Origin of the sequence: Pseudomonas sp. TH32, assembly GCF_016650855.1 — a bacterium.
Lineage (GTDB): Bacteria > Pseudomonadota > Gammaproteobacteria > Pseudomonadales > Pseudomonadaceae > Aquipseudomonas.
This window is the reverse complement of the sequence record NZ_JAEKFA010000002.1, coordinates 2,777,645-2,799,942: the sequence shown is the minus strand read 5'-3', so window position 1 is coordinate 2,799,942 and position 22,298 is coordinate 2,777,645. Positions and strand designations below refer to the sequence as shown.

The 22,298-nt window shown below is 60.6% G+C and carries 17 protein-coding genes and 3 pseudogenes; 4 read left to right on the top strand and 16 right to left on the bottom strand.

All coding sequences use genetic code 11. The features are described 5' to 3' along the window. Positions 1 to 4 precede the first annotated feature (4 nt). Positions 5 to 613: a short chain dehydrogenase gene (locus tag JFV30_RS16535; RefSeq protein ID WP_201124639.1), complete on the top strand. Its 609-nt coding sequence runs from the start codon at positions 5 to 7 to the stop codon at positions 611 to 613. 114 nt (positions 614 to 727) lie between these two features. Continuing rightward, on the top strand, positions 728 to 1,147 hold the full coding sequence (locus JFV30_RS16530) for a PaaI family thioesterase (protein ID WP_201124638.1): 420 nt from the start codon (positions 728 to 730) through the stop codon (positions 1,145 to 1,147). Between the two features lie 178 nt (positions 1,148 to 1,325). Here JFV30_RS16530 and JFV30_RS16525 read toward each other — a convergent pair whose 3' ends face one another. Genes JFV30_RS16525 through JFV30_RS16515 form a run of 3 tightly spaced genes read right to left on the bottom strand, consistent with a single transcriptional unit; the run spans position 1,326 to position 3,908 of the window. Beyond that, the gene (locus JFV30_RS16525) at positions 1,326 to 2,507 is read right to left on the bottom strand and encodes an acetyl-CoA C-acetyltransferase (protein WP_010172273.1); all 1,182 of its coding nucleotides are present in this window, start codon (positions 2,505 to 2,507) and stop codon (positions 1,326 to 1,328) included. Positions 2,508 to 2,518: 11 nt separating this feature from the next. Then, entirely contained in the window at positions 2,519 to 3,178 is a 660-nt protein-coding gene (locus tag JFV30_RS16520; protein WP_010172271.1) for a CoA transferase subunit B, read from the bottom strand. 31 nt (positions 3,179 to 3,209) lie between these two features. Then, positions 3,210 to 3,908 carry a CoA transferase subunit A gene (locus JFV30_RS16515; RefSeq protein WP_008435892.1) on the bottom strand — a complete coding sequence of 233 codons (699 nt, stop codon included), beginning with the start codon at positions 3,906 to 3,908 and terminating at the stop codon, positions 3,210 to 3,212. A 133-nt stretch (positions 3,909 to 4,041) separates the two neighbouring features. On the opposite strand from JFV30_RS16515, the gene JFV30_RS16510 reads away from it, so the two are divergent. Then, positions 4,042 to 4,950: a LysR family transcriptional regulator gene (locus JFV30_RS16510; RefSeq protein ID WP_201124637.1), complete on the top strand. Its 909-nt coding sequence runs from the start codon at positions 4,042 to 4,044 to the stop codon at positions 4,948 to 4,950. A 63-nt stretch (positions 4,951 to 5,013) separates the two neighbouring features. Here JFV30_RS16510 and JFV30_RS16505 read toward each other — a convergent pair whose 3' ends face one another. The 6 genes from JFV30_RS16505 to JFV30_RS16480 all read right to left on the bottom strand — a co-directional run bounded on the left by JFV30_RS16505 (position 5,014) and on the right by JFV30_RS16480 (position 12,845). Then, entirely contained in the window at positions 5,014 to 5,343 is a 330-nt protein-coding gene (locus tag JFV30_RS16505) for a hypothetical protein (protein WP_003211618.1), read from the bottom strand. A 558-nt stretch (positions 5,344 to 5,901) separates the two neighbouring features. Further along, complete coding sequence (locus tag JFV30_RS16500) at positions 5,902 to 6,750, bottom strand: NAD-dependent protein deacetylase (protein WP_201124636.1); 849 nt, start codon at positions 6,748 to 6,750, stop codon at positions 5,902 to 5,904. Positions 6,751 to 6,764: 14 nt separating this feature from the next. After that, the gene (locus JFV30_RS16495; protein WP_010172262.1) at positions 6,765 to 7,205 is read right to left on the bottom strand and encodes a CBS domain-containing protein; all 441 of its coding nucleotides are present in this window, start codon (positions 7,203 to 7,205) and stop codon (positions 6,765 to 6,767) included. A gap of 134 nt (positions 7,206 to 7,339) precedes the next feature. Beyond that, positions 7,340 to 9,289: a DNA topoisomerase III gene (locus JFV30_RS16490; protein WP_201124635.1), complete on the bottom strand. Its 1,950-nt coding sequence runs from the start codon at positions 9,287 to 9,289 to the stop codon at positions 7,340 to 7,342. Positions 9,290 to 9,421: 132 nt separating this feature from the next. Beyond that, positions 9,422 to 11,044: an MFS transporter gene (locus JFV30_RS16485; protein WP_010172258.1), complete on the bottom strand. Its 1,623-nt coding sequence runs from the start codon at positions 11,042 to 11,044 to the stop codon at positions 9,422 to 9,424. A 157-nt stretch (positions 11,045 to 11,201) separates the two neighbouring features. Beyond that, positions 11,202 to 12,845: a GMC family oxidoreductase gene (locus JFV30_RS16480; protein WP_201124634.1), complete on the bottom strand. Its 1,644-nt coding sequence runs from the start codon at positions 12,843 to 12,845 to the stop codon at positions 11,202 to 11,204. Between the two features lie 130 nt (positions 12,846 to 12,975). On the opposite strand from JFV30_RS16480, the pseudogene JFV30_RS16475 reads away from it, so the two are divergent. Next, positions 12,976 to 13,867, top strand: a pseudogene (locus JFV30_RS16475) (LysR family transcriptional regulator). A 126-nt stretch (positions 13,868 to 13,993) separates the two neighbouring features. On the opposite strand, the gene hxsA reads toward JFV30_RS16475, so the two are convergent. The 7 genes and pseudogenes from hxsA to JFV30_RS16440 all read right to left on the bottom strand — a co-directional run bounded on the left by hxsA (position 13,994) and on the right by JFV30_RS16440 (position 22,289). Further along, positions 13,994 to 14,611, bottom strand: a complete 618-nt coding sequence (gene hxsA / locus JFV30_RS16470) for a His-Xaa-Ser repeat protein HxsA (protein WP_201124633.1) — start codon at positions 14,609 to 14,611, stop codon at positions 13,994 to 13,996. Beyond that, entirely contained in the window at positions 14,611 to 15,837 is a 1,227-nt protein-coding gene (gene hxsC, locus JFV30_RS16465) for a His-Xaa-Ser system radical SAM maturase HxsC (RefSeq protein ID WP_201124632.1), read from the bottom strand. The genes hxsA and hxsC overlap by 1 nt, the downstream gene beginning before the upstream one ends. A 1-nt stretch (position 15,838) precedes the next feature. Continuing rightward, a pseudogene (hxsB, locus tag JFV30_RS16460) lies at positions 15,839 to 17,328 on the bottom strand (His-Xaa-Ser system radical SAM maturase HxsB). Between the two features lies 1 nt (position 17,329). Beyond that, positions 17,330 to 17,629 (bottom strand): His-Xaa-Ser system protein HxsD, encoded by a 300-nt coding sequence (gene hxsD, locus JFV30_RS16455; protein ID WP_201124631.1) that lies wholly within the window; start codon positions 17,627 to 17,629, stop codon positions 17,330 to 17,332. Between the two features lie 156 nt (positions 17,630 to 17,785). Further along, on the bottom strand, positions 17,786 to 19,645 hold the full coding sequence (locus JFV30_RS16450) for a DUF3857 domain-containing transglutaminase family protein (RefSeq protein ID WP_201124630.1): 1,860 nt from the start codon (positions 19,643 to 19,645) through the stop codon (positions 17,786 to 17,788). Between the two features lie 150 nt (positions 19,646 to 19,795). Further along, positions 19,796 to 20,893: a DNA alkylation repair protein gene (locus tag JFV30_RS16445; RefSeq protein WP_201124629.1), complete on the bottom strand. Its 1,098-nt coding sequence runs from the start codon at positions 20,891 to 20,893 to the stop codon at positions 19,796 to 19,798. 50 nt (positions 20,894 to 20,943) lie between these two features. Next, positions 20,944 to 22,289: pseudogene (locus JFV30_RS16440) on the bottom strand (glutamine synthetase family protein). Between the last annotated feature and the right edge of the window lie 9 nt (positions 22,290 to 22,298).

Here is a 22,298-nt window from a genome sequence, read left to right as displayed (position 1 = left end):
CTTCATGAAAACGATCATTGTCATTGGTGCGCAAGGCAAAATGGGCCAGGCCGCGCTGACGGGTTTGGGTAAACATCGTGTTATTACCGCCAGCCGCTCCGGAGAGGGCTGTGACTACAGAGTAGATATCACCGACCCGCAGTCGATTACCCAACTCTTTAAAACCGTGGGTGACTTCGACGCCGTCGTCAACACGGTGGGTGTGTGTGAGTATGCGCCGTTTATGGAAATGACCGCAGAGCAGTGGGCTACCACTATTTCCAGCAAGTTGGTGGGGCAGATCAATCTGGTAAAGATCGGTGCCGAGTTCATTGCAGACAGCGGATCATTTACCCTGATTTCCGGCATTCTCAACGTCAAGCCGATTCCCTACGCGATCGCTGATGCCACCACCAGTGGGGCTATCGACACGTTTGTGAAGTGCGTGGCCAATGAATTGCCTCGCGGTATCAGGATCAACGTGGTCAACCCCACCGTTCTTGAAGAGGCATGGGACGTATACGGCGAGATGATGCCGGGTTTCCAGCCGGTACCGGGCAGCCTGGTGGGCAAGGCATTTGAACGGTCGGTCGACGGCTTCATCACCGGCCAGGTGTTGTTTGTCGATGCCTGACTAATGTGAGTTGACGCGCGATGGGTTATCGCGCGGGATTTGCCTGGCTGATGTTGATGGTCGCCGGGAGGTGGCTGCGCTACACCACACCTTTATCACAAGGAAGGTCCGGTCATGAGCAGCCACTTAGTCCCCGAAGGTTTTATCGCGCTGCCTCGCAGCAGCCCGCTCCTGGATTTGCTGGGGCCGGTTTACTGCCGGGGCGAAGGGCTGCAATTGGAGATCGGCCTGCGCGCCGACAACCGCCACGCCAACGGGCGCGGCACGGTGCATGGTGGCGTGCTGGCCACCCTGGCGGATGTGGGCATGGGCTACGCCATGGCATTTTCCAGCGAGCCTCCGTTGCCATTGATCACCGCGAGCATGACCCTGGATTACCTGGGCGCCGTGCAGGTGGGCGAATGGATCGAGGTGCGGCTGGAGCATCACAAGCGCGGGCGGCAGATGGCGTTTGCCACGGTCAGTGTGCAGGTGGGAGAGAAGGTAGTGGTACGGGCGAACGCGGTGTTCGCGGTGCCCCAGGTGCGGGACTGACCGATCGCAGTCCTGTGGCGAGGGGGCTTGTCCCCCGTTGGGCCGCGCAGCGGCCCCTAAAACCCGCGATGAAGTTCTACCTGAACCACCGAGGTCAATGTAGTGGGGCTGCTACGCAGCCCAACGGGTGACAAGCCCCCTCGCCACAGCCGGGCCTTCTCCATGTTGCTCTTGGAAATCAGCTGCGCTCAAGCGCCAGCGCTACACCCTGACCACCACCGATGCACAGTGTGGCCAAGCCTTTCTTCGCGTCACGCTTGATCATTTCATGCAGCAGGGTCACCAACACGCGGCAGCCTGACGCGCCAATCGGGTGACCGATGGCAATCGCGCCGCCATTGACGTTGACCTTGGCTGCATCCCATTCCAGCTCTTTGCCCACCGCCAGTGACTGCGCGGCAAAGGCTTCGTTGGCTTCGATCAGGTCGAGGTCGCCCAGGCTCCAGCCGGCCTTGTCCAGGCAGCGGCGGGTGGCCGATACCGGGCCAATGCCCATGATTGCAGGGTCGACACCGGCGTTGGCGTAGCTGGCGATACGCGCCAGTACCGGGAGGCCCAGGGCCTTGGCTTTATCCGCGCTCATCAGCAGCACAGCTGCCGCGCCGTCGTTGAGGCTGGACGCATTGCCAGCGGTCACGGTGCCGTCTTTCTTGAAGGCCGGCTTGAGCTTGGCCAGGGCTTCGGCGGTGGTGCCGGCGCGTGGCTGTTCGTCCACGGCGAAGGCAATCGGGTCGCCCTTGCGCTGGGGAATCAGGATCGGCGTGATCTCATCGCTGAAACGCCCGGCTTCAATGGCCGCCGTGGCTTTTTGCTGGGAGGCGGCGGCGAAGGCGTCCTGGGCTTCACGGCTGATGCCGTACTTGTCCACCAGGTTCTCGGCGGTGATGCCCATGTGGTAGTCGTTGAACGCATCCCACAGGCCATCGGTGATCATGCTGTCGATCATCTTGGCGTGGCCCATGCGCAGGCCGGTGCGGGCGGCCGGCAATACGTACGGCGCCAGGCTCATGTTCTCCATGCCGCCAGCGATGATCACCTCGGCGTCGCCACAACGGATCGCTTGCGCGCCGAGGTGCAGGGCCTTGAGGCCCGAGCCGCAGACCTTGTTCAGGGTCAGGGCCGGTACGGCGTGGGGCAGGCCGGCGAGGATCGACGCCTGGCGGGCCGGGTTCTGGCCGCTGCCTGCGGTGAGCACCTGGCCAAGGATCACTTCATCCACCAGCGCTGGGTCGATGCCGGTCTGCTCCAGCAGGCGACGGATCACTGCAGCGCCCAGCTCCGGGGCCGGGATGCTTGCCAGCGAACCTTGAAAGCTGCCCACGGCGGTGCGGGTGGCAGCAACAATCACGACGTCTTGCATGGAATCTGTCCTCACTGGAAGTGCATTTCTGGAACGTGGTCCGGGACTATCAGTTTACCGGCTGTCTTGCTGACGATCTCTTCAACACTGACGCCAGGTGCGCGTTCCTTGAGGACAAAAGCGCCATCTTCGATTTCCAGGTAGGCCAGGTCCGTCAGCACGCGCTTGATGCAGTTGGCGCCGGTCAGCGGGAGGCTGCAGCGGCTGAGCAACTTGGATTCACCGTCCTTGGAGGCGTGGGTCATGATCACGATGATGTTCTCGGCACCGGCCACCAGGTCCATTGCGCCGCCCATGCCCTTGACCAGCTTGCCGGGAATCATCCACGAGGCGATGTTGCCTTGCACGTCGACTTCGAAGGCACCGAGCACGGTCAGGTCGACGTGGCCGCCACGAATCATCGCGAAGGATTCGGCCGAGGAGAAAATCGATGCGCCAATTCGTGCAGTGACGGTCTGTTTGCCGGCGTTGATCATGTCGGCGTCGATGGTTTCTTCCGTCGGGAACGGACCCATGCCCAGCAGGCCGTTTTCCGACTGGAGCATCACTTCCATGCCTTCGGGGATGTAGTTGGCCACCAGGGTCGGGATGCCGATACCGAGGTTGACGTAGAAACCGTCCTGCATTTCGCGGGCGACGCGTTGAGCCATTTGTTCGCGGGTAAGAGCCATTGCTTGTCTCCTTGTTATTTGGGCTGGTGGATTATTTGCGGAGGGTGCGCTGTTCGATGCGCTTCTCGAAGGTGCCGCAAATGATCCGGTCGACGTAGATCCCTGGGGTGTGGATATGCGCCGGGTCCAGCTCGCCCGGTTCGACGATTTCTTCGACTTCGACCACGGTGATCCTGCCGGCGGTGGCTGCCAGCGGGTTGAAGTTCTGGGCGGTGTGGCGGTAGATCACGTTGCCGAAGTGGTCGGCTTTCCAGCCTTTGACGATGGCGAAGTCACCGGTGATGGACTCTTCCATCAGGTACGGGCGGCCGTTGAATTCACGGGTTTCCTTGCCTTCGGCGACGGGCGTGCCCACGCCGGTGGCGGTGAAGAAGGCCGGAATGCCGGCACCGCCTGCGCGCAGTTTTTCGGCGAGGGTGCCTTGGGGGGTGAGGACCACTTCGATTTCGCCGCTGAGCAGTTGCTTCTCGAACAGCGCGTTCTCACCGACGTAGGAAGCGAAGACCTTGCTGATCTGCTTGCCTTCCAGCAGCAGGCCCAGGCCGAAGCCGTCAACGCCGCAGTTGTTGGAAACCACGGTCAGGTTGCGGGTGCCTTTGCGCTTGATTTCGGCAATGAGGTTTTCCGGGATGCCACACAGGCCAAAGCCACCGGCCAGAACCGTCATGCCGTCTTCCAGGCCTGCCAGCGCCTCTTCATAGGACGCTACGCGTTTATCGAAACCTGCCATATGCACCTCTTTTATTGTTTGTGGGCCAGCCATATGAGCCGAGTGTTGCGCCGACGGATTGATTTGTTAAGTTGTTTTTTAAGGTTGATTGATTTAAAAAACAGCACAGTCGCCAGCCGTTGAGAGAAGCTTCATGACAGTTAAACAGATGCGCGCCTTTCTTGCCGTGGCCCAGACCCTCAGTTTTGCGGCGGCCTGTGAGCGCCTGCATCTTTCTCAGTCGGCCTTGAGCCTGACCATCAAAGGCCTGGAAGAGGGCCTTGGTGGGCGCTTGTTCAGCCGCAATACGCGCAATGTCGCGCTGACGCCCGAAGGCGAATCCCTGTTGCCCCTGGCCCGGCGCCTGATCGCCGATTGGGACAATGCCGAGGATGAGTTGCGCCAGCGTTTCACCTTGCAGCGCGGGCGGGTGACGGTGGCGGCGATGCCGTCGTTTGCGGGCAATTTGCTGCCGCCAATCCTGAAGATTTTCCGGGCGCGCTATCCCCAGGTGAATGTCACGGTGAATGACGTGATCAACGAACAGGTCCTGGAGATGGTCCGGGATCGCCAGGTGGAGTTGGGCGTGGCGTTTGAGCCTTCGGACAGCGCGTCGCTGGCGTTTACGCCGCTGTATGTGGACCGCTTTGTGGCGGTCGTGCCCGGTGACTCGCCGTTGGCCCGCCGGTCTGATATCGACTGGCAAACCCTGCTGGAACAACCGTTTATCACCTTGCAGCGACCGTCCACGGTGCGGGTGATGCTGGAAGAACACCTCAAGGCAAGGGACATGAAGCTGCCCGTGGCGCTGGAGAGCCATCAATTGGCGACGGTGGGCAAGATGGTCGCCAGTGGGTTGGGCGTGAGTGCGGTGCCGGCGTTGTGCGCGCGGCAAATGCAGGAGGCGGGCGCCCACTGCATCACGTTGAGCGAACCGGTGATTGAACGACCAATTGGTGTATTGACCAAGCCGGGGCACGAACTCTCGGCGGCGGCCCAGGCCATGTTTGATATTTTTCGGGATGAAGCGGGGAAGGGGCGTTTTCCGGCGTTGTTGCAATAACTACCGACAATAAAAAAGCCTGCTCGTTTAAGCGAGCAGGCTTAAGTGATAAGTGCGTAGTTATCAGCAGTATCTGTCGATCACTTTAACCTGCGAATGGCCTTTGAGGTTCTGCCACTCGGTATTAAGTGTATGAAAGACCTGCTCGATAAAGTTGCGATCGGCGGCGGCTTTCTTGCCGACATAACCCTGGCCGCGGCGGTACATCTTCAGGCGCGCTGCCAGTTCACGGTTATTCCTGTCGAACTCTTCTTCCACGGTGTGGGGCGCCAGGCAGTCAATATGGACCTGGCCCGATTTACCAATCCAGAGGATATGGTCGTCGAGCGTGTCTTTCTGCGCTGCGAACATCTCAGCCAATTCATCGATAGTTGGTTGGTTGTTCAGATTCATGTGTAAGCCCCTTGACCAGTTGGCGATCTTTAGTTGATCCGTTAAAACTACTAAGTTGTCTCCGGCTCAGAAAACCGGGCGTCAGCGACTGTCTGCCGAATACGGGCAGGGTCTTGAACCTGATGCATGTAGTCTTGCTGATGACCTGCTACGCAATGGTTTCATAACGAAGACAAGCAGCGTTTGAGCTCCTTGTACCGATCCTTTCGGGCCGGTCAGCTTCATCAATCTGCCTTGTGGGCAGTGCACATCCGGAAAAAACAGCTCGGCGGTCAGACGAGCTTGTTCAAAACGCTTGTTACCAACGCTCCCGATCCGGGAGACGCTTGAATCATGCAATTACAAAATGGTTACGTCAACGATTATGTAGTGATTATTTTTGAGCACTACATAAATCCTTGCGGTGCGGGGCTGAAGCCGGAATCCGTGACTTGGGCGTCATTTTTTGTGCGGGTTGGTCGAGGGTTTGGCGGTTCTTTGGTGGCAAGGGAGCTTGCTGTGGTGAGGGGGACAAGCCCCCTCACCACAGGCAAGTCCTCTTACCAGAGGGTTGGCGTGTTAGCCCAGGCGTTCTACCAGCAGAGGCAACAACCGCTCGCAGGAGGCTTCGATCTTCAGCTGCAGCAACTCATCGCCCCGGGTCTTGCCCAGGTTGATGGCAATCACCGGCTTACCCTGCTCAACCATCGCCTTGCACAGGCGAAACGCCGAATAGGCCATCAGCGACGATCCCACCACCAGCAATCCTTCTGCGTCATTCACGGCCGCCATCGCCTTGGCTGCAGTGCCCTGGGCAACGTTCTCGCCGAAAAACACCACGTCCGGCTTCAGCCGTTGCCCGCCGCAGTGGGGGCAGCGGGGCACCTGGAAGCGCCCTTCAAAGGCCGGGTCCAGCAAGGTGTCGCCGTCTGGCGCCTGGACCGCGTCCACTCCCGCCAGGTAGGGATTTTCGGTCTCCATTTGACGCTGGATCAGATCCCGCTCGCTGGTTTGCTGGCAATCCAGGCACAGCACCCGGTGCAGGCTGCCGTGGAGTTCGATCACATCATGGCTGCCAGCCTGGTCGTGCAGGGTGTCGACGTTCTGCGTGATCAGCCCGGTAATGCGCTGGCGCTGCTGCAAGGTAGCCAGGGCGATGTGCGCGGCGTTCGGCTGCGCGATACGCACCCTCGGCCAGCCGAGCATCGCCCGGGCCCAGTAGCGGCGGCGTGCCTCCGGGGTGGCCAGAAACTCCTGGTACATCATCGGTGCCTTGCCCCGGCGCACACCTTCGCTGTCGCGGTAATCGGGAATGCCCGACGAGGTGCTGATACCCGCACCGGTGAGCACCAGGAAGCGTCGTTCGGCCATGGCCCGGTGCAGGCTGTCGAGGTGGTCATCGACCGGATGTTGCAGGGTATCGAGCATGGGTTCCCCAATGATTATTCGCCGCGAATGTACTGCTCCAGCTGTTTGATCAGGTCGGCCTGTTCGGCAATGGCTTCCTTGACCAGGTCGCCGATGGACAGCAAGCCAAGCAGCTCGCCGTTCTCCACCACAGGCAGGTGCCGCAGATGTCGGTCAGTCATGATAGTCATGCAGGTCTCGACAGTTTGGTGAGTGTCGACGGTGATCACCGGTGAATTCATGATCTCGTGGGCTTTGGTCGCCACCGAGGACAATCCATGGAGGATGACCTTACGGGCGTAGTCTCGTTCACTGATGATGCCCACCACCTTCCCGTCCTGGAGCACCGGCAGGGCCCCGACGTTTTTCGACGCCATCACGATAAGCGCCTCGAACACCGTATGGTCGTGGGGGATGGTATGGACTTGCTGGTTTTGCTGGTCTTTGGACTTTAACACTTGGGCAACGGTTTTCATGGAGGCCACTCCGGTGTTGTTATTGTTGGGAGGTTAGCAGTCCCTACAGAATCCTAGACGGCTCACGGCAGGGCAAGGTCCAAAGCGGCGTATATCTGCTCGAAAAACGTCATTGTCGCGACTTTTGCTGCCTCTCACCCCTTGTTTGCCGGTTTTGCCGCGCGTTTCGGGCTGGCGGCGGTCTTGCGCTTGGCCGGCTTGCGCTTGTTTTTCCACGGGGTGGCGCCCCGTCCTGCCGGGCTGGCGGGGCCGCTGATGGTCAGGCGCATGCCGGTGCAGCGGGTGACCTGTTTGCTCATCCACGCCGCCTGTTTGGCGACGAACTCTTCCAGGCTCATCTCGCCGCTTTGCACCATGTCCAGCGCCTGTTCCCAGATAGCCGTGGTGCCGGGATCGGCGATTGCCCGTGGTACCGCATCGATCAGGCTGAATGCGGCAGGGGTTGCCGAGAGCGCCTTGCCGTTTTTCACCAGGTAACCGCGATCCAGCAGGCCCTGGATGATCCCGGCCCGGGTGGCTTCGGTGCCGATCCCGGTGGTGTCCTTGAGTTTTTGCTTGAGCAGCGGGTCTTCCACCAGTTTGGCGACGTTTTTCATTGCCTTGATCAGGTCACCCTCAGTGAAAGGCTTGGGCGGCTGGGTCCACAGGTCCTTGAGGTTGACCTTGGCCACGGCGTAGTCCTGGCCTTGAACCAGTTTCGGCAAGGGCTGCGGCGCAGGCGCTTCGCGGCCCTTGGCCGGCGCCAGCGCTTCCGGCAAGGCGCGTTTCCAGCCGGGCTCGACGATGACCTTGCCGACAGCCCGCAAGGCTTCACCGGCGCAATCGAAGTCTGCCTGGGTGCGGTCGTATTCGTGGTTGGGCAGGAACTGCGCGAGGTAGCGGGCGCGAATCAGGGTGTACACGGCGCGATGCTTCCCCGTCAGTTGCCCGACGTCCTTGCCCGCGCCGGTGGGGATGATGCCGTGGTGAGCGCTGACCTTGGCGTCGTTCCAGGCCCGGGAGCGACGCGTAGGGTCCATGTGCGGCATCAACGCGTTCACCGCCGGGTCGGCGCGACCCAGCGCCGCGAGAATGTTCGGCGCGTCGCCGTGCTGGCTCAGTGGCAGGTAGCCGCAATCGCTGCGCGGGTAAGTGATGACCTTATGGGTTTCGTACAGCGACTGGGCAACATCCAGGGTTTCCTGGGCGCCGAGGCCGAGTTTTTTCGAACAGATTTCCTGCAAGGTGCCGAGGTCGAAGGGCAGGGGCGCGACGTCGCGCATGCGTTCGGTGCGCAGCTTCACCAGCCGCGCACTGGCGGCATTGCCCATGGCGTCGGCTGCGTCCCGGGCGAGCTGCGGATTCAGGCAACGGCCCTGGTCGTCACAGGCATCCTCGGTGGCGCGCCACTGCGCGGTAAAGGTGATGTTGTCGTGGAGCAGCTCCACATCGATGGCCCAGTACGCGACGGGGACAAAGTCGGCAATGCTGCGGTCGCGGTCCACCACCAGGCGCAGGGTCGGGGTTTGCACGCGGCCGACCGGCAACACCCCCTGATAACCGGATTGACGACCCAGCAGGGTAAACAGCCGGCTCATGTTCATCCCGATCAACCAGTCTGCGCGGGAACGGCCGAGGGCCGAATGGTAGAGGCTGAAGGTTTCGGCGCCGGGCTTCAACGAGGCCAGGGCCTTGCGGATCGACGCGTCATCGAGTGCCGAGAGCCACAGCCGCTGGATGGGACCACGATAGCGGCAATGCTCCACCAGCTCACGGGCGATCATTTCGCCTTCACGGTCGGCATCCGTGGCGATCACCAGTTCCTGCGCTTCCCCCAGCAGGCGCTTGACCGCCTTGAACTGGCTGGCGGTCTTGGGCTTGACCAGCATTTTCCACTTCTCGGGGATGATCGGCAGGTCAGCCAGCACCCAGCGCTTGTACTTGGCGTCGTAGCTGTCGGGCGGGGCGGTTTCCAGCAGGTGGCCGATGCACCAGGTCACGGTAACGCCTGAACCCAGCCAGCAACCGTCGCCACGCCGGGTCGCGCCGAGCACGGCGGCGATATCCTTGGCCTGGGACGGTTTTTCACAGAGGAACAGCCGCATGGTCACCACATTCGCTACGCAATTGAATGGGGAGCAGGATGCGCAAGAGAAGGGAATTGATCAACCTTTATCTGTATGGATGTACAGCAAAAGGTTGCGCTGCCGGTCGGGCGACCGGCAGCGACGGCAGACTCAGTTATTGTCGATATCGACGTTCTTGGTCTCTTTCAGGCAAATCAGCCCCACGATCAGGCTCACCCCGGTGATCACCACCGGGTACCACAGGCCATAGAAGATATCCCCGGTGTACACCACCAGCGCAAACGACACTGTCGGCAGGAAGCCACCGAACCAGCCATTCCCGATGTGGTACGGCAGCGACAACGAGGTGTAGCGGATGCGTGTCGGGAACAGTTCCACCATCAGCGCCGCCAGCGGGCCGTAGCACATGGCGGCGATCAGGATCAGTGCCACGATCAGCACCACCACCATGGTTTTGTTGACCTGCGCCACGTCAGCCGACTGCGGATAGCCCGCCAGGGTCACCGCGCCTTTCAGGGCAGCTTCGTCGTAACCGTCGATACGCACATCACCTACGCTCACCTGCACCGCGCTGCCAGCCGGGGCGGCAGCGCTTTCGTACGGCAGGCCCTGTTTCACCAGGAAGGTCTTGACCTTGTCGCACGGGCTGTCAAAACGCGCCTTGCCCACCGGGTCGAACTGGAAGGTGCAGGTGGCTGGATCTGCCAATACAGTGATCGGTGACTGGCGACTCGCGTGGTCCATCGCCGGGTTGGTGTAGTGCGCCAGGCCCTTGAAGATCGGGAAGTACAACGCGGTGGCCAGCAGCAGGCCGACCATCAACACCGGCTTGCGCCCCAGCTTGTCCGAGAGCCAGCCGAAGAAGATAAAGAACGGCGCACCGATCACCACGCTGATGATCAGCAGCATGTTGGCCAGCGCCGGGTCCATCTTCAGAAACTGTGTGAGGAAGAACAGCACATAAAACTGCGCGGCATAGAACGTCACCGCTTGCCCGGCGTTGATGCTGAACAGCGCAATCAACACGATCTTGAGGTTTTCCCATTTGCCGAAGGACTCGCGGATCGGCGCCTTGCTGGCCTTGCCTTCCTCTTTCATTTTCAGGAACGCCGGCGACTCGTGCAGGCTCAGGCGGATCCAGGTGGAGATGCCCAGCAGCACGATCGACAGCAGGAACGGCAGGCGCCAGCCCCACACTTCGAACTGGTCACCGGTGAAGTAACGGCACGCCAGCACCACCAGCAACGACAGCAGCAGGCCGAGGGTCGCGGTGGATTGAATCCAGCTGGTGTGAAAGCCCCGTTTGCCCGCCGGGGCGTGCTCGGCCACGTAGGTGGCTGCGCCGCCGTACTCACCGCCCAGCGCCAGGCCCTGGAGCATGCGCAGCGCCACGAGGATGATCGGGGCGGCGATGCCGATGCTTGAATAGGTTGGCAGCAAGCCCACGCAGAACGTCGCCAGGCCCATCAGGATGATGGTGGCGAGGAAGGTGTACTTGCGTCCGATCATGTCACCCAGCCGACCGAACACCAGCGCACCGAACGGGCGCACCACAAAACCGGCGGCGAAGGCCATGAGGGCGAAGATAAACGCCGTGGTGTCGTTGACCCCGGCAAAGAACTGCTTGCTGATCACCGCCGCGAGGGCGCCGTAGAGGAAGAAGTCATACCATTCGAACACCGTCCCGAGGGAGGAGGCGAAGATGACTTTCTGTGTGTCGTTGCTCGAGCGTGCGCCGAGCGCCGGGTCCAGGGGTTGAGCGTGTTCTGACATTTGGGTAGCCCTCACAGTGATTATTTATTGTTGTTCCACTGTCGGCGCCGAATCGGCGCCGCTGTTCCCCTGTAGGAGCCGGCTTGCCGGCGATGGCGCTCTCAAGCTGTGCACAACACTTGAAAATGCCATCGCCGGCAAGCCGGGCTCCTACAGGTCAAGCCGGTAAAGTCAGTTCTTTCTCCGGGGCGAGGCTCCTTGTGTTCGGCGAAAGGATAAGCTGCGCGGCTTTTTCCGCGATCATCAGCGTGGGTGAGCAGGTGTTGCCTGAAGTAATGCGGGGCATGACCGACGCGTCGGCGATGCGCAGCCCGGGAACGCCATGCACCCGCAGTTGAGCGTCGACCACGGCGTCTTGGTCGCTGCCCATGCGGCAGGTGCCCACCGGGTGGAAAATCGTGGTGCCAATGCGGGCAGCGGCCTCTTGCAGCTGTTCGTCGGTTTGCAGTTCGGCGCCGGGCAGGTATTCCACCGGGTTGAACTGCTTCAGGGCCGGGGCCGAGACGATGCGCCGGGTCAGGCGGATGGCGTCGGCGGCGACGCGCAGGTCTTCCGGATGGCTGAGGTAGTTGGGGCGGATCAGCGGCGCGTCTGCCGGGTTGGCCGAGCGAATGTCGATGCGGCCGCGGCTTTGCGGGCGCAGGTCACACACCGAGGCGGTGAAGGCCGGGAACCCGTGCAACGGCTCGCCAAAGCGCTCCAGGGACAACGGTTGCACGTGGTATTCGAGGTTGGCCGACGTCTGCTCCGGCCCGGAGCGGGCAAACGCGCCCAACTGGCTGGGGGCCATGGACAGCGGGCCGCTGCGGTCGTACAGATAACGCAGGCCCATGCCCATCTTGCCCCATACCGTACCGGCGATCTGGTTCAGGGTGCGGGCGTTTTCCAGCTTGTAGATCAGGCGCAGTTGCAGGTGATCCTGCAGGTTGCCGCCGACGCCGGGCAACTCGTGCAGCACATCGATGCCCAACGGTTTGAGCACGCTGGAAGGGCCGATGCCGGAGCGTTGCAGGATGCCGGGTGAACCCACGGCGCCGGCGCACAGGATGATTTCCTTGCGTGCCCGCCAAGTGACGGGTTGGCCGTGCTGGCGAGCAACCACCGACGTGGCGCGGCCGTTCTCCAGCAGCACGCGGTCGACTTCAACGTCAGTCATCACCGTCAGGTTGGGTCGCTGGCGGACCGGCTTGAGAAACGCCTTGGCCGCATTCCAGCGCACTCCGGATTTCTGGTTGACCTGGAAATAGCCGCAGCCTTCGTTGTCGCCCTGGTTGAAGTCACTGATGCTGTCGATACCGCTCTGCTGCGCCGCATCGCGAAACGCATCGAGGATCGGCCAGTGCAGGCGCTGTTGCTCAACCCGCCACTCACCGCCGTCACTGTGAAATTCCGAGGCGCCGGCAAAATGGTTTTCGCTTTGCTTGAACAGCGGCAGCACGTCCTTCCAGGCCCAGCCGGGATTGTCTTCGGCCCAGCCGTCGTAGTCCCGGGCCTGGCCGCGCATGTAGATCATGCCGTTGATCGATGAGCAACCGCCCAGCACCTTGCCACGCGGGTAGCTCAGGGCACGGCCTTGCAGGCCTTCCTGGGCTTCGGTCTTGAAGCACCAGTCGGTGCGCGGGTTGCCGATGCAGAACAGGTAGCCGACGGGAATATGGATCCAGGGATAGTTATCGCGACCGCCGGCTTCAAGCAGCAGCACGCGATGGGCAGGGTTGGCGGACAGTCGATTGGCCAGCAGGCAGCCTGCGGGGCCGGCGCCTACTACTACGTAATCGTATTCAGCAGCTGCAATGGGCATCTGAGGTCTCGCTTGTTTTTCTTATTGGCTCCATCCTAGTTGTTAGTTTTCGTCTTAAAAATGTTAGTTTTTACCCAGCTGCTGTGCGTTTTTAGACAGCGATGCTTTCAAGGTGGAGAGCGGAGGCGACATGTTCGACTGGAATGACCTGCGGTTCTTTCTTGAGTTACAGCGTAGCGGACGCTTGCTCACGGCCGCGCAACGCCTGAAAACCACCCACGCCACCGTGGCCCGGCACATCGAGGCCATCGAGAAAAGCCTGGGCACTGCGTTGTTCGTGCAACACGCCCAGGGCTACGAACTCACCCCTCCGGCGAAGCGCTGCTCAAGCATGCCGAAGCCATGGAAAACGTGGCGCTGCTGGCCGAAGAAGAACTGACCCATTCGGCTGCGCCCCTGGGCAAGATTCGCCTGGGTGTGGCCGAGGGTTTGGGCGTGATGTTCCTTGCCAGCCGCATGGGTGGCCTGTTCGAACGCTACCCGGGCCTGGAGGTTGAGCTGCTGGCGGTGCCACGCTTTGTCAGCATCCTCAACCGCGAAGCAGAAATCAGCATCCACCTGGAACGCCCCAGCGTCGACCAACTGGTGACCCGCAAACTCACCGACTACCGCCTGGCGCTCTACGCCAGCCGCAGCTACCTGGACCGCACGCCGCCGATTGAAAAGCGCGAGGACCTGGCGGTGCACGCCTGGATCGATTACGTCGACGATTTGCTGTTCAGCCAGGAACTGAAATTTCTCAGCAGTTTCTGCCGCAACCCCAAGGTGGTGTTCCACAGCACCAGCGTGATCGCGCAGCACCAGGCGGCGCGTTCGGGATTGGGGATTGCCGTGTTGCCCTGCTTCATGGCCGCCAGCGACCCGGACCTGGTGCCGCTGCTGCCGGGGAGAGCATCCAGCGCAGCTACTGGATCAGCTCCCGGCGCGAGTTGCACAAGTCGGTAAGGTTGCGGGTGTTGTGGGATTACCTGGTGGAACTGTGCGCGCGGGAGCAGGGGGTTTTGTTGGGTGAGGGAGCCTGATCCACCGCAACCCTGTGGCGAGGGGGCTTGTCCCCCGTTGGGCTGCGAAGCGGCCCCAAAAAAGCGGGAGCGCTGCGCACTGGAGCGCCAGCCCGGTCCAACATGGGACAAGGAGTATTCACTGATTCAGGGAATTGCAATCCCCAGCGCGTTCAGTGTCGGCGTGTCCATACGGCCGTGGTTCTGCAGGTTTGAATCGGCCTGAAACGCCATCAGCGCCCCGCGGGTGCTATTGCCCAGAACACCATCGATAGCACCGGCATAGTACTGCTTGACCAACAATGCCATCTGAACACGCATCACCAGCTTGTTACGTTCCGCAGTTGCCGCTGCTCCGGTTCCAGCGGGTGCGGAAGAGCCGCTTGAGGATGATGGACGGCTTGTGGAACCATTGAAATTGTTTGCAGAACTTCGACTTGCCCCGGGTGTGCTGTAAAGCGACCGTGGTGCGACGGCGGGAGTAGGCGCCGTGTAGCTGCGTGGTGCGCTGTAGCCGCTCGAGCCGCTGTAATGCGAGCTGTGAGAGCTATGAGATCGGTGGGAGCTGTGTGAGCGATGTGCCGCGTAAATATTCAACGCATTCGGCGCATTGAGTGTGTTGTTGAAAGTCGGCGGTTTCTCCGTGGCTTTCCACTCGGAATCGACCAGCGCCATTTGTCCGGCTTGTGCCAGCGGGGTCAGCGCCACCGGGACTATCGCGATACCGTGGCCGATTAACATTTTCCAGCGATCTATCAGCGTCATCATGCGCTCCTTGCGTAGTGAGAGCCTTCGTCAAGGCTCAGCGGACGTATGCCGCGACTCTGCCAGCGAAGGGAGTGGGATTTAAAAAAGCCGGCGCAGTGCTCCTTCGCGGCACAGGATTGGCAGGCTTCGATAAACAGATTTTTCCAATCGGAAATGCTTTGCCGGTAAAACCGTGAAAGCGATGGTTCCATTACACACAGTGGTAAGTTGTAGACCGATACCGTCAGCCCGCGAATGTCGAGAAAGTGACAGGCTTCTGCCAGCGTTTGCTGGTAGTCCAGAGGGTCCACCCACAAGGCGTCGTAGTTTTTTTTGGCCAGGCCAGTATTCTCGATTCCCATCATCGCAACATGTTGTACGAACGGCAGGTTGCGAAAAATATAGTGCGCAAGCTCCCCAAGTCTGAGCGCGGTCAAGCGGCTGAGCACGACTCTGATTTCGATACTCTGACCAGCACGCCCGAGGTTATACAGGCCCTGCATGGTCTCGCTGAACGCGCCGGGCGCTTGAACGACATGGTCGTGCTCGGCTGCGGTATCGGCGTACAGGGGAATACCCCAGGTCAGGCGGGGATGCTGGATTTCTTTCAACGCCACCAACCAGGATGGCTGTCCGAGCAGGCGTCCGTTACTCAAGATATGCAGCGATTTTTCAGGCAGCTTATCTTTCGCTTTTTGGATCAATGCCAGCAATCCGTCGGCGTACAAGGTGGGCTCGCCACCGCTGATACCTATCTGTTCATCACCGGCATCCATCAGGTCGATCAACCGCAGGTTTTCATCGATATGCCAGGAGTCGTCTATATCCTTGGGCGGTTGCGAGCACATCAGGCAAAGGCTATTGCAGCGGTCAGTAATGAACAGCAGATTGCTATTCGCATTACGCCGATACAGCACGCGAACCACATTTGAATTGGGTGACAGGGCGATCACATCGCCGGGTTGAACTACGCGTTCATCCTTGGGGGTGGCCAAGATGATTCCGGGGTAATCGAGAGCTTGCTCGTTTGCGTCAGCTAGCAGGATGCCTGCTACTGGCATTTTCAATAGTTGCGGCTGGGTAGCGATATCTCCGGGTGTCAGCCACAGCAACAGGTCGGTGAATGCGACGTCGCCGGAACATGCCGAGGTACCTTTCTCAATCAGCTCTTGAGGTGTGATGACCTTTAGCAGGCTGGCAGTATCAAGATTGCGTATATCGAACTGCGTATCGAGCCTGAGCATATCAACCTCCGAACCCAGGATTGGGCAAGTCACTGAACGAGCGGCGCGCCAACCAAGACATCAAGACCCGTTGAGTGGTGCTGTCGCCGTCACGCAATAGGCCGAATAGGTGCGTTAGCAACGCGGTATTTTTTGGCAAAAGGTACTGAACATGCGGTTCCCGACGGGATCACCCTGGCGTGCAAAATGCTCAATCGGGTCGGCACCGCAGTAGGGAACCAAAGCGCAGTCCGAGCAACCCGGCAAAGCCTCGGCAACTCCAGCGCCGAGTAGAAGCTCAACGATCGGTGAGCGCAGCAATTCGCTCAGTGGCTGTTGGACGCTGCCTAGCTTAAGGCCGCTCTCACCCATTTCCAGGAGCATCCGTGCTTCGTCCGAGGGGTACACGTCGCCGTCGTAGTTATAGACCAGTGTGCCTACAGCCGCGCCCAATGGGGAGCGTAGGTCAACATAGCTACTGGAAAAGGGAGTAAGGATATTGCCCAGCAACAACGAGGTGTAGCCCTCGCTCAGGTACGTTCCCTGGCTGTTGAGTTGGATCAGATAGTCCAAGGCCTGCTTGTAGAAAATCAGGTACTGCTCCATCGAGTAATCGAGTCGCTGTTCTGACTTCTTGGCAAAACCATATGGGCTCAGCGGCCGCAGGGAAATGCTGTTGAATCCCTGTTGGACGTATTCATCAATGATCGCCTCTGGGTGCTCAAGGCTTCTCGCTGTCAAAGTTGTAAGAGCTGAGACGGAATCGTGCCCCAAAGCACTACGCACCCGTTGAATGCCTTCTACTGTTCGTTGGTAAGCGTTTTTTTCAGGTGTGGGCCGGTTGGTGTTATGCAAAAAAGCTGGACCGTCCAGCGACGTGGAGAACTGCACGGAGTACTGCTTGGCAAATGCCAGAATCGGGTCCGTCACGTGGTGCAGTGTGCTACTGATGATGAACTGAATGCTGCGTTGCTCGATTTCATTACGTGCGCTGACAGCTTCGATTATTTGCCTGACTCGATCAAATGCCAGCAATGGTTCGCCTCCCTGGAACTCTACGGTTAGAACCGGGGAGGGCGACTCGAACAAGCGGTCGACGGCGTGCATGGCGTGCTCTGTCGACATGTCGTGGCCATGGCCGCCTAGTGGCGCACGGGATACTTGGCAGTATTGGCAGGTGTGGTTGCATCTTAGCGTTACTACAAACAGATGCAGCGCTGGCCCGCCAAACAGAAAGCTCTTTTTGCTGCGAATTTGCGCAGCCATTTCCGGAAAAGGCACATGGATTTCGGGTTCGTAGAGAAAGTGACGTGCCAGCAAATCCTTGTACAAGGATGATCGGCGATCCAGTTGTTTGTGGACGATTTTTGGAAGATCGTCTTCGTTCACAAACAAGTACTCGCCCGTATCTGTGGTGATTAGTACGTCCGAGCCGTAGGTATCCGGCATCCGCATGAACCGGAAGGGTAGCAAGCGATAGTCGGTTTCCTTGGCGATAAGTACGGCTGGCATATCAGAGGCCGCATTCTTTCAAAGCAGTACTGGCCAGTAATTCTCTAAGACCACTGGTTTCTAGTGCAATCTGATCACGCAGGGTGAAATCATTTAGGTGGCGAAGGAGCAGTACCTTTGCGGCATCGGCGCCGTAACCCAACAGGCTGGATGGTTCGTTCGGATTAACCTCCAGCACCCACTGTTGGTTTTCATGGCGAATAAGGATTGAGAGTATCTGCGCGAGGCTATACACAGCACGTTGAACCACGCGCAGCGGGTAGATCTGTTCATCCAGTGTGAGTGTCAGCGACCAGGTCATAATGGGACTCCCTTCCAATAACCATCTGCATTGTGCGGGATAATGCCTCAAGTTAGAGGCTAATTGCCATTATTGTTGTCCTGCCTACCGTCTTCTTTTCTATTTGTGTTGTTGTGAGGCTGGCCAGGCAGCCTCACATTCGATGAGCGGGATGCTCTACAGCTTCACCACCTGATGCACCTGCTCCCCACAGGCACGAATCTCATTGATCATCTTTTCAAACGGCGCGCTGACAATTTCATCGTGAGTCAGCCAGCGTATCTTCTGCGTCAGGACGTAGTGATAACGCCAGTCGCCCTTTACGCGTTCACCCGTCAGGTCCAAGTCGTACCACGGCGAGCGTACCTGGCAGGCCTTGATGTCCTTGTCGATCTGCCCACCCGACAGGGTGATGGTGTAATCCAGCGTCTCGGGATTGCCTATATACAAGTCGGCCAATTGCCCATTGCGGCGGTAGTTGAGCAGCCCATCCCATTTCTCTTGCAGCACCGCGTCGTTGTAGACGTGGTCGTTGCCCAGCGGCTCCAGCGGCCGCATGTCGGTCAGGGTGGCGCTGACCTTGTAGCTGGCCGGGATCAAGAAAGCCGTGGCAGGGCGCTGGACCTGGCAGTCGGTGATCTGTTTGCCGAAGTTATCGCAGATGTTCTGGTCGCTGGCGGTCGCACCTTGCTGGCGGTCGGCGACGCTCAGTTGCATCAGCGGCATGCCGCGAAAATCAACGGTGGCCGAGACGCGGGCGGTGCCCTGGGCGTCGAAGCGTTCCTGCTTGTCGAGGATTAGCGTGGCGGCGGCGGGTTGCAGCGGGATGTGTTCTTCACGCACCTGGCCCTCGGCGTTGGTCACCAGCACCCAGCGGTCCTGGATGTCGGGCAGGGTCTGGCCTGGGGCGAAGATCGGGTTGGTCGGGTCCAGCCACCACACCTGGCCATCGACTTCGGCGCGAACGATCGCGTGGTTCGGTGCACCGGTGCCGGGAATCAGCAGCGGGTAAGCCACATCGCCCCGGCTGACCCACGCGGGTTCGGCCTTGATTCCGCTGGCCTTGAGCATGGCCGCCAGCAGCGTCGAAAGGTCTTTGCAGTCGCCATAGCCGTGCTGCTCGATCTCCGCGAGGCTGAAGGGCACATAGCCGCGATCCGAGGCGCGCCAGTCGCCCAGGTAGCGGTAGTGATCGTTGATGTGCTGCATCAGGCCGGCCACTTGTTGCGCGGGCGGCAGGCCGCGAACGGCGGCCACGGCTGCGGCGCCCTGGGGCGGCAGGCTGGCGCCGAGGATCTGGTTGTAGCGTTCGGCGAAACCGCCGAAGTACTGCTGGCGGTCCAGGGAACTGCCGACTTCGATGCGCGGGGCGCGGCGTATGTAGGCGTTGCCGGATTCGTTGATGTAGCTGAGGTAGGTCGGGGCCTTTTGCACCACATCCAGGGTCTTGCGATTGGCGGATGGCGTAATGCTGAAACCTTCCATCAAATCGCTGCGCCACTCGATGGGCCGCTCGGCGGTGAACCGTGCCTTGAAGCGGTCACGCCGTGCGGCGTTGGGGCCGAACTGCAAGGCGTAGTAGAACTCGGTCATCAGCGGTTTGGCGGGGTGGTGTTCGCGCACCGTGTAGCGGATTTGCGTGCCGACCCGCAGGTTGGGGAACGCCAGCGAGGTCTGTTTTTCCCGGGAGAAACCCTGGTCAGGGTTGGGGGCGGTGCGGGTGTCGATCTGTGTCGCGTCCAGGGGCACCGGTTTGCCGCCGGGCTGGGTGGACTCGGCCTTGATCAGCTCGAAGCCGTCCTCTTCCTGGTAGCTGAAGTCGATCCGCGAGAGCATTTCCCGGCCACTGGGCTTGAGGATGGTGTAGTGGAAGCGGGTGGTGCAGTCGACGCTGGCGTCGCGGTTGAAGTGGCAATGCAGCTCGGTGTCGCTGGCCAGCGGCGCTTCGGCCATCGGTTGCAGGGCGGCAAACGCGCTGTGGCTGGCAAGCCCCCAGCCGATGCAGATCAGGGGACGGTAAAACGAAAAACGGTGCATGGGCGCCTCAGGTGGAACATTGACACAAGTACCCAACGGGTACCGAGAAGGCGCCAGATGATAATTGATCGCAATACGAATTTCCAGCATTGTCCGACAATTAATTCGTCTGAAAGGCCCGAAATAGAGCCTTCGTTAACGTTTTAATGGTTATTTTGAGAGTTCAAACTCGACACTCCCCAACCGCTCCCCATTCACCAACACGTGCACCGCGTGCGTGCCGGGATAGTGCTTGCGCGTGGTCAGTTCACGGATATGTTGGCCACGGCTAATCGAGTGATGTTCACCCGCGCCGAGGGTAAACGCCTTGAGTTTGAACACTTTCGACGCGCTGTGACCGGCGCTTTTTACGTAGTCGATGGCGTAGTCGACCACCAGTTTCTGCGACGTGTCGGCCGTGGATTCCAGGCTGAAAGACAGGTTGATCCGCTCCCCGAGACTAATCACCGCAGGCTCGACCTTGAGCTGATGGATCTTCACCTCGGCCCTGGCTCCTGCACCCATGATTGTCAGCGCCCGGGTATTGCCTTGCTTGATCAGGCTGCGCAACGCGTGACGGGCGATCCACGCGGTGTGGGGATTCTCCAGGGACCAGCCTTCGATCAGGCTCAGTACCCAATCCGGGTGGTCCTTGGTGATGTCGTTGAGGTGGTTGGCCACCGACTTGCGCACGTACAGGCTGGTGTCGGCCTTGAGGTTGTCGAGGATCGACGCGCACAGGCTCGGGTCGGCCTGCACGTTGGCCAGGCGAAACGACCAGGGCAACCGTGGCCGTGAGCCTTCGCTGGCGAGGCGGCGTACGTGCTCGTTGTCGTCCAGCGACCACCCTTGCATCACCGCCAGGGTGCGCTTGAAATCCCGCTGCAGAAAATGCCGCACGGCAAACTCGGCAGAGCCGAAGGTGGTGAAGTACTTGAGCGCGGCCATGGAGCGCTTGAAGTCTTCGCCGCCGTAGCTGGCAACGTAGTGGGGCAGGAACAGGCTGACAAAGGCGCTGTTCAGCCGGGGTGCCAGGGCATACAGCAACTTCAGCGTCTGGGGGTAATCCAGCGGGATCACGGCGTGCAGGCTTTCGCTGACCCGAGCCATGCGCTGCATCACCGACAGGTCCGCCAACCCGGCCTTGGCGTGCTTGAGGAAACCCTTGGCGTCGAACGCCGGGTACACCGCCGTCATTTCAGTGGCGATGTGCTGCAGGCGTTCGGCGTTGAAGATTTCCTTCAGGGCCGGGGCGCTTTGGTCGGTCATGGGCAAGTCCGCGGGTAGTCAGAGATGCCCAAGAGGCTAACCATCAGCGTCTACAGATACCAGCGATATTCCCGCGCATGAATCTCCTGCTGGAACGCCAAATGATCCTGGCGTTTGTTTTCGCAATACACGTCGACAAACTCCGCGCCCAGGCCTTCTCGCAGCGTTGGCTGATGCTGCATGGCGCGCACGGCTTCGAGCATTTCCAGGGGAAATCCGCGCCGCTGTTGCGGTCGTCATTCAGCGGTGCGATAGGTTCTTTGGCCGCTTCAAGGCCATGCTCAAGCCCCACCAGAATCGCCGCCAACACCAGATACGGATTGGCATCGGCACTCGCCAGGCGGTGTTCGATGCGCAGGTTGCGCGGGTCCGATTCCGGGATTCGCACGCACGCGTCGCGATCCTCAAAGCCCCAGCACGCGCGGGTCGCCGCGTTCACTGTGCCGCCCAGGCGGCGGAAGGCGTTGTGGTTGGGCGAGAAAATCGGCATGCAATGGGGCAGCAGCTCCAGGCAGCCGGCCACCGCGTGACGCAACGGTTGCTGCTGGTGGGCCGCCAGCAGGTTGTTGCCCGCCGCGTCGTACAGGCTGACGTGCACGTGCATGCCGCTGCCGGGGTGTTGCAGGTAAGGCTTGGCCATGAAGCTGGCGCGGTAACCGTGCTTGAGCGCCACGCCCCGCGTGCTGCGGCAGAACAGGGCGGCCCAGTCGGCGGCACGCAGGCCGTCCTCCAGGTGACCGAAATTGATTTCGAACTGGCCGGGGCCCAGCTCGGCAGTGATCACCGTGATGTCGATGCCCTGTGCCTTGGCGGTCTCGACCATGTCATCCAGCACCGGCGCAAAGCGCGACAGCCGCTCGATGTGCAGGTTGGGCTGGTCATCGGCGTCATCGCTCAGAGGGTCGCGGGCGAATTGCGGCAGGCCGTCGCTGAGCTTTTTGTCGAACAGGTAGAACTCCAGCTCAAACGCCACCACCGGGTGAATGCCTTTACGCTGCAGGCGTTCCAGCACCTTGGCCAGCACTTCCCGGGGTTCGAATTCAATCGGCGCTTCGGTGCCGTCGGAGGTGATCAGCATCTGTCCCAGGGGCTGCGCTTCCCAGCTCACCGGCTTGAGGGTGCCGGGCACCAGGCGGCGGTTGGCGTCCGGGTCACCGTCGTGAAAGCAGTAGTCGCCGATCTTGAACAGGCCGCCTTGGGCGCCCAGCAGCACCGCGTTCTGCGGCAGCTTCAGCGGGCTGCCGGCGGCGACCTTTTCCAGCATGTCCACCGGGTAGCGCTTGCCGTAGAAGTGCCCGGGAATGTCCAGGGCAATCAGGTCGACATAGCGCACATCGGGGTGGTTCTGGCGAAAGGTCCGGACTTCGGCCAGCAGCGTGGAGGAATGGCTTTTCACGGGTGTTGC